Annotated in this window: 5 protein-coding genes; 2 read left to right on the top strand and 3 right to left on the bottom strand. The window is 59.3% G+C overall.

Features of this window, described 5'->3' with window-relative positions:
• The first annotated feature begins 182 nt into the window (after positions 1-182).
• A complete protein-coding gene (locus B0W80_RS25660) occupies positions 183-1,850 on the top strand; it encodes a DNA glycosylase AlkZ-like family protein (RefSeq protein WP_077001988.1) in 1,668 nt (555 codons plus the stop codon).
• A 135-nt stretch (positions 1,851-1,985) separates the two neighbouring features.
• On the opposite strand, the gene B0W80_RS25655 is transcribed toward B0W80_RS25660, so the two are convergent.
• Positions 1,986-2,855, bottom strand: coding sequence for an alpha/beta fold hydrolase (locus B0W80_RS25655; RefSeq protein WP_077001987.1), 870 nt, complete (start codon positions 2,853-2,855; stop codon positions 1,986-1,988).
• Positions 2,856-3,060: 205 nt separating this feature from the next.
• Between B0W80_RS25655 and B0W80_RS25650 the strand changes: the two genes are divergently transcribed.
• Positions 3,061-3,492: a VOC family protein gene (locus B0W80_RS25650; RefSeq protein WP_077001986.1), complete on the top strand. Its 432-nt coding sequence runs from the start codon at positions 3,061-3,063 to the stop codon at positions 3,490-3,492.
• Positions 3,493-3,502: 10 nt separating this feature from the next.
• On the opposite strand, the gene B0W80_RS35145 is transcribed toward B0W80_RS25650, so the two are convergent.
• Positions 3,503-3,907, bottom strand: a complete 405-nt coding sequence (locus B0W80_RS35145) for a hypothetical protein (RefSeq protein WP_143684785.1) — start codon at positions 3,905-3,907, stop codon at positions 3,503-3,505.
• Between the two features lie 220 nt (positions 3,908-4,127).
• Complete coding sequence (locus tag B0W80_RS25645) at positions 4,128-7,226, bottom strand: type I restriction endonuclease subunit R (protein WP_077001985.1); 3,099 nt, start codon at positions 7,224-7,226, stop codon at positions 4,128-4,130.

Raw genomic sequence — 7,226 nt, 5'->3', positions numbered from 1 at the left:
GGGATGATGCAGCAGGTGAGGGGGGAGTGGAGGGGTTGTTACGGTAGGAAACGGTTGCGGTGAAGTGCGCTTGTTGGCGATCGTTCGGAACTCGGTTGCCGTTTTCGTTTTTGCGGCTGTCCGTCGCACACCCCCTAAGATCTGTCCCCCTGGCATTGCCCTTCTCCAGGTCACAGCTTTCTATGAAGTTTCCTCAGCTGCCCGCGTGTGAGTCGCTCACGGTCGAGTTCAAGAGCGACCGTAAGCGCCTTTCAGACAGTGAACTCGTCGAAGCAGTCGTATGCTTGGCAAATGCCGAAGGCGGTGAGGTTTGGTTAGGCGTGGAGGACGACGGGACTGCCACGGGCCTGCACGCTGAGCATATTCAACTGAGCGGCCTGGGTGGACTGTTGGCTGCGCGCACGTCGCCATCGGTGGCGGTCACCGTAACGCCAGTAAATCTGAACGGGACGCACGTCGCGTGCATCGGTGTGTCCAAGTCCACCACCGAAGTGGCGACGAGCGGGGGTGTGTACGTGCGCCGCCGGCTCAAACACGACGGGTCTCCTGAATGCGCGCCGATGCTCCCGCATGAACGATTCAGCCGCGCTGCACACTTCGGATTGGCCGATGCTTCGGCGCAGCCCGTGGCCGGTGCGACGCTCGCTGATCTCGATCCGTTGGAGCGCGAACGCCTGCGACAGAGCGTGCAGCAATACGGCGGAGACCGTGTCCTGTTGGAGCTCGACGACGAAGCACTCGACGGCGCCTTGGGCTTTACCACGCGCACAGGCGACGGTGCGCGCGTGCCGACGCTCTCCGGACTGCTAATCATCGGCCGCGAGCCTATGCTGCGAGAACTAGTGCCGACGCACGAATTTGCCTTTCAGGTGTTGTCGGGCGAGGCGGTCAGCTTCAACGAGTTCCGCCGCTTTCCATTGCTGAAGGCGCTGGACTGGTTGGAAACAAACTTCCGTCCCTATAACCCCGAGCGGGAAATTGAAGTTGGCCTGTTTCGTGTGCCGGTGCCGCTCGTAGATCTGGGTGCGTTCCGTGAGGGCTTGGCCAATGCGCTGGTTCACCGTGATTACCACCGCTTGGGGGCTGTGCACATGCGACTGGACGACGAAGGCTTGACCATCAGCAATCCCGGCGGTCTGGTGGACGGTGTCACCTTGGCCAATCTCTTGACTACCGAACCGCGCCCGCGCAACCGGGCGCTGGCTGATGCGATGAAGCGCATTGGCGTGGTGGAGCGGTCAGGTCGTGGCGTCGACAAGATCTACCGCGGCATGCTGCGCTTTGGTCGGCCGGAGCCGGATTACAGGCGCACCGACGCACAGAGCGTCGTGCTTCGTCTGGCCACAGTGGGCGCAGACGAGCCGTTCCTCAGATTGGTAGTCGAGGAAGAACGCCGTCGTGGAAGGGATTTGCCCATAGACAGTCTGATAGCGCTTGCCGCATTGCGCGAGCTGAAGCGGCTCAGCGTAGAGGAACTGTCGCGCCATATCCAGCGCGACCCCTCGCAAGCCAAGCGCACGCTGGAAGCATTGCTTGAAGCTGGCTTGGTTCAGGCTCACGGCGCAAGCAAGGGGCGTACGTACATGCTCGCTCCTGGGGTCTATCGTGCTGATGGCAACAAGGCGGCGTACACGCGACAGGCGGGGTTCAGTGCGCTGCAACATGAGCAGTTGGTCCTTAACTACGCACGGCAGCACGGAAGCATCAAGCGCAGCGAAGTGATCGAGCTGTGCCGTCTGTCAGAGCTACAGGCGCGTGCTCTGCTTAGGCGCATGAAATCATCAGGTCAGCTGGTGCAGCACGGTGAACGGCGCGGTGCGCACTACACGGTGGCTGTGACGAGCGCGTGAGGTATGGACACTTATGGACGGTTATGGACACTTATGGACGCGGGACGAGACGACAAGTCTTGGAAAATCAAGCACTTAGCGGCACTACGGCGATAGATATGAACTCGGCAAATCGGCGACGTCGGCTGTTGCTCGTCAAACCGCTTCCCGCCCGAGAAAATCACCGATATCACGATTGACCCGCTGCAAGTGGGTAATCCAGATCCCGTGCGGCGCGTCGTCATACACCTCGAGCGTCACATGCGGCAACCCCGCTGCAAGCCGCTCGCCGGTGATGGCCAACGGCGCCTGCACATCCAGCGCGCCATGCAGGATCAGCACCGGCCGATCGACCGCAGCAAGGTCTTCGCGAAGATCGGCATCGACCAGCGCCCGAAAGCATTTGATCGCCACGATGGGCGCGATGTCCAGGAGCTGACGCGTGAAGTGCTCCTTCAACGGCGCCGAGGTCGAGGCGTTGAAGAAGCCCTCTTGCATCTCGTAAGCCCACTGCGGAAAGTCGGCGGCGTACCGCGACAGCGTCTCGTCGAAGAAGGCCCGAGGCGCGCCGAACGCGTTGTCGTCCTTCAACAGCAGGCAGGGCGCCACTGGCCCGAGCATCACGATCTTGCGGATGCGCTTGCAGGCGTGGCGCGCGGCATGGCGGATGGTCTCGGCCGCACCCATCGAATGCGCAACGATCACCACGTCGCGCAGGTCCAGGCCTTCGATCACGGCCTGCAGGTCGTCCGCGAGCGTGTCGAGGTCGTAGCCGCCCGGCGGCACGTCGGACTTGCCATGGCCTCGTCGATCGAAGAACACGCAGCGGTATCCCCGCTCCGCGAAATGAGCGACTTGGTATTCCCACATCTGGCCATGCAGCGCCCAGCTCGCGACGAACAACAGCGGCGGGCCTTCGCCGAACTCGCCGTAGTGCAGGCGGGTGCCGTCCTTCGTGACGATGTATGGCCGGCGATGTGTCGGCTGAAATGGAGGGGGCGCGTCTCGCTCGGGCGTGATGGTCATGCGTGCTCCTTTGGCGTCGATGGATCGGAACGGGCAAGGTATGCGGTCGGTCGACGACAGTCGATGACCTGCCAGGTCATGCCCTGGCGGCCCGCGGCGACAGCGCGCCGTGCTGCCGTCGTTCGCCGGCAATGACTGCCGAGGTGATGGCGTCGCGGCTTCGGATCAACAGAATGAAAAGCCTGACAACCGAAGGAACAGGCTCATGAAGATCACCAGCTACTACCCCGTGTTGATGACCGACAAGGTGCGCGAGACATCTGCGTTCTATCAACAGCACTTCGGCTTTGTGCCGCTATTCACCGCGGATTGGTATGTGCATCTGCAGATGCAGTCGGATGAGTCGGTGAATCTGGCGATTCTGGATGGGGGGCACGAGACCGTTCCGAAGGCCGCGCGGGGCGGCGCTGCGTCGGGCGTGCTCATCAACTTCGAGGTTGAGGATGTCGATGCCGTCTACGAGCAGGTGCAAGCCGCGGGCCTGCAGATATTGCTGCAGCTGCGCGACGAGGCCTTCGGGCAAAGGCACTTCATCACGAGTGACCCGAATGGGGTATTGATCGATGTGATCAAGCCGATTTCGCCGGTGGGGGAGTATGTGGGGAGCTATGAGGAGGCGGCGTTGCCGGTGGGGTAAGCGGCTTGGGCTATTGGACCCAGGAGGGGTGCGTGGTGAATGGCAGGGGGCGGGGTCTATGGTCTGCCTCGCTCTGTGGAGCGTGAGCGGCTGTGTCGCACAGGCTGTGTGATTTGAACGAGGCTTTGTCCCAGGCGACCGAGAGCGCCCTTGCGACTTCGGTGAGGCATTGGCGCCAGCCTGATGGTGTGATCTCGCTCACCTCTATGCCCGCTTCGGGCATGCCTGTGTAGGGGTCGAAGACGACGCGTATGAATGCTTCGATGTAGCCGGCGTGGAAAAGTTTGCTGACGGCGAGGAGGTTGTGGTTGCCAGTTAGGACATTGGGCCAGGGGCCTTCTGCAATCTGTTTAAGCAATGTGCGCTCGAATGAGCGCAGTTCTGAATTATTAGGCGTCGGTGGTTTGTCTTTCACCGGGCAATCGTCGAGCGCAGGCGACGCCATGTCCACGGACTAGAGTACCCATTTCAGTGTGGTAGGCGACATCGTTTGCCTATGTAGGGGTGGCAGCACCTCTGCCAAGCGGTGCGAAGGGCGGCATAGCAGCGAGGGCTGCCGCCCGCGAGCTGCTGACTTACTCACGCTGATGGACCAAAAACGCTCGGTCGGTCGTCTGATCAGCCAGAAGGTTCGGTCAAATTTGTCCGCCAACACCTTTGAATTTTTCGACAAAGGCGGCGATCTTCTGGAAGACGGCCTGCTTCTTTGTCTTGAACTGTGGGTTCAAAGGGCTCATCTTGGGCAGAACCGCGTTGAGCTCGGTGCCGTGCTCGCTGGCGAACTCGCGCTTCAGCGAAGTGGTGATGTAGCGCCTCGCGGCCTCGGCGATGAGGCCTTCCGTCGCGATCAGCTCCTGCGCTTCTTGCCGCTGCTCCGCCTGGGCGAACTTGAAGAACGCGTCGATCACACTGGCTTTGTCGCCGAGTTGGTCTAGGTCGGTCTGGTTGATGAAGTCGACCAGCAAGGTCTCCTTGGCTCGGTTGCCGAGGCTCGCACGGATCACGCGCCGTACCTCATCCACCAGCTCAGACTTGTTCTTGATCTTCTTGTTGTGCTCGAAAATTATTTCGAGGATGTAGTCCAGGTTGATTTCCTGCGACTTCAGCAGATCCACCTCAAAGACCACGTCATCCCAGTCGATGGTGGACTTCTCTTTTTCTGCACCAGCCTTCTCTCGACGTAGCCAGTCGCGCACGTCGTTGTAAGTGGACCGATAGTCTTGGATCTTTCGCTCCGCAGGAAGAGTGACTTCTTGCAGCGCAGTCAGATCTTCCTCGCTTAAGTAGTGCTTGGCCTTGAAGGCCTCGACTGCTGCCGTGTCAGCGGTATCAATGCTCTGCAGCTCTTTCAGGCTGGCGAACTCGTCGTAGTTCTGCAGGACGTTCTCGACACGCAGATATTCGCCGAATAGCTTGACGAAGGCCTTCTTATCGGACTCCTTTTCGATGGCTGCGGGGTCCGGAAAGCGCGCTTCTAGTTCATGCACCACATCCTTGAAGCCTCGCCGCGCTTCACCAGTGGTTGCATCGGTGAAGCCCTCCAGGTACTCTGTGTAGCTCTTTTCCAAGACCACGTTCTTGGTGTTCTTGTCACCGAACAGGGTGATGGCGTCGACGGTCGCCTGCTCCAGGTCGCGGAAGGTGACGATGTTGCCAAAGGTCTTGGTGGCGTCGAAGATGCGGTTGGTGCGCGAGTAGGCCTGCATCAGCCCGTGGAAGCGCAGGTTCTTGTCGACAAACAGCGTGTTGAGCGTGGGGGCATCAAAGCCGGTCAGAAACATGCCCACCACAATGAGCAGATCGATCTCCTTGGCCTTAACCTGCTTGGCCAGGTCCCGGTAGTAATTCTGGAAGCCGTTGCTGTCCACGCTGAAGTTGGTCTTGAACAGCGCGTTGTAGTCGGCGATGGCTGCGCTCAAGGCCTCCTTGGCGCTGAGGTTCATAGCCGACACATCAAAGCTCTCGTCCTGGATGTCCCCGATCGCATCCTGCTCTTCGTTGGCCGCGAACGAGAAGATGGTGGCCACTTTCAGCGGCTTGTCGCTGCCTTTCTGTAGCTCCTTGAAGCTCTCGTAGTACAGCTTGGCAGCGTCCACGCTGCTGACTGCAAACATGGCATTGAAGCCCTTGTTGCCCGCGTGGAGGCGGTGGGTCTTTTGCCGGAAGTTGTTCAGGATGTACTGGGTGACCTCGCGGATGCGATCCGGGTGTAGCAGGGCTTGCCTGTTCTCGGCCGCACTCAGCCTCTTCTCGTCCTTCTCGGTCTCGATGGCCTTGAACTGCGGGCGCACATCGTTGTAGTCCACCTTGAACTTCAAGACCTTCTCGTCCCGGATCGCATCGGTTATTACGTAAGAGTGCAGTTCACGGCCAAACACGCTGGCCGTGGTCTCGGCTCCCAAGGCGTTTTCCGGAAAGATGGGCGTGCCGGTGAAGCCAAACTGGCAGAACTTCTTGAACTTCCTCTTAAGGTTCTTTTGTGCTTCACCAAACTGGCTTCTATGGCACTCATCGAAAATGAATACAACCTGCTTGCCGTAGATGGGAAAGTCCGCGTCGCTTTTCATCAGGTTATTTAGCTTCTGGATGGTGGTGACGACGATCTTGTTGTCGTCCTTCTCCAGGTTTCGCTTGAGGCCCGCCGTGCTGTCGGAGCCGTTGACGCTGTCCGGCGAGAACCGCTGGTACTCCTTCATGGTCTGGTAGTCCAGATCCTTTCGGTCCACCACGAAAAGCACCTTGTCGATGAAGTCCAGCTCCGTGGCCAAGCGCGCAGCCTTGAAGCTGGTCAGCGTCTTGCCTGAGCCCGTGGTGTGCCAGATGAAGCCGCCGCTTTCGGTGTTACTCCAGTTCTTGGCCTGACGGCTGCTCTTGATCTTCCACAGGATGCGTTCCGTGGCGGCGATCTGGTACGGGCGCATCACCAGCAGCGTGTTGCTGACGTCGAACACCGAGTAGTGCAGCAGCACGTTGAGCAGCGTTTGCTTCTGGAAGAAGGTGGCCGTAAAGTCCTTCAGGTCCTTGATCAGCGTGTTGTCCGCCTTCGCCCAGTTCATGGTGAAGTCGAAGCTGTTCTTGTTACGCTGCGTGGTATTGGCGAAGTAGCGGCTGTCGGTGCCGTTAGAGATCACGAACAGCTGCACGAACTTGAACAATGACTGATCGCTGTTGAAGCTCTCCTTGCTGTAGCGGTGCACCTGGTTGAAAGCTTCGCGGATGGCCACGCCGCGTTTTTTCACTTCCACCTGTACCAGCGGCAGCCCGTTCACCAAGATGGTCACGTCATAGCGGTTGGCGTGCGTGCCCGTCTGCTCGAACTGCTTGATCACCTGCACCTTGTTGCGGCTGATGTTTTTCTTGTCCAGTAGGTAAATGTTCTGAATGCGCCCGTCGTCAAAGACGAAGTCGTGGATGTAGTCGTCGTGGATCTTGCGGGTCTTCTCGACGATGCCATCGCTGGGCTTGTCCAACCAGCTCTCAACAAAGCGCTGCCATTCAAGGTTCGCGAACTGCACGTTGTTGAGCGCTTGTAGCTGCATGCGCACGTTATCTAGCAAGGCGGCAGTCGTCTTGATAGGCGAGGCGAACTCGTAGCCCTGGTTGACCAGATCCTGGATTAGCTCGCGCTCCAGATCACTTTCGCTCTGGTAGCTCTCGGTGACCTTCCAGTCCCGGATGTATTGATCCAGAACGATGAAGTTCTTGGACTCGGCAATCGCTTTGTAGTTGTTCAT

The organism is Variovorax sp. KK3 (genome assembly GCF_001984055.1).
In the GTDB taxonomy this organism is placed as follows: Bacteria; Pseudomonadota; Gammaproteobacteria; order Burkholderiales; family Burkholderiaceae_C; genus Variovorax.
Note: the sequence above shows the minus strand (reverse complement) of the source record. Positions and strands in the feature narration are given on the sequence as shown.

What these genes read in the sequence shown, in the direction of transcription:
- B0W80_RS25660 (WP_077001988.1), top strand. Translation starts at nt 183, where the DNA reads ATGAAGTTTCCTCAGCTGCCCGCGTGTGAGTCGCTCACGGTCGAGTTC.
- B0W80_RS25645 (WP_077001985.1), bottom strand. Translation starts at nt 7,226, where the DNA reads ATGAACAACTACAAAGCGATTGCCGAGTCCAAGAACTTCATCGTTCTG.
- B0W80_RS25650 (WP_077001986.1), top strand. Translation starts at nt 3,061, where the DNA reads ATGAAGATCACCAGCTACTACCCCGTGTTGATGACCGACAAGGTGCGC.
- B0W80_RS25655 (WP_077001987.1), bottom strand. Translation starts at nt 2,855, where the DNA reads ATGACCATCACGCCCGAGCGAGACGCGCCCCCTCCATTTCAGCCGACA.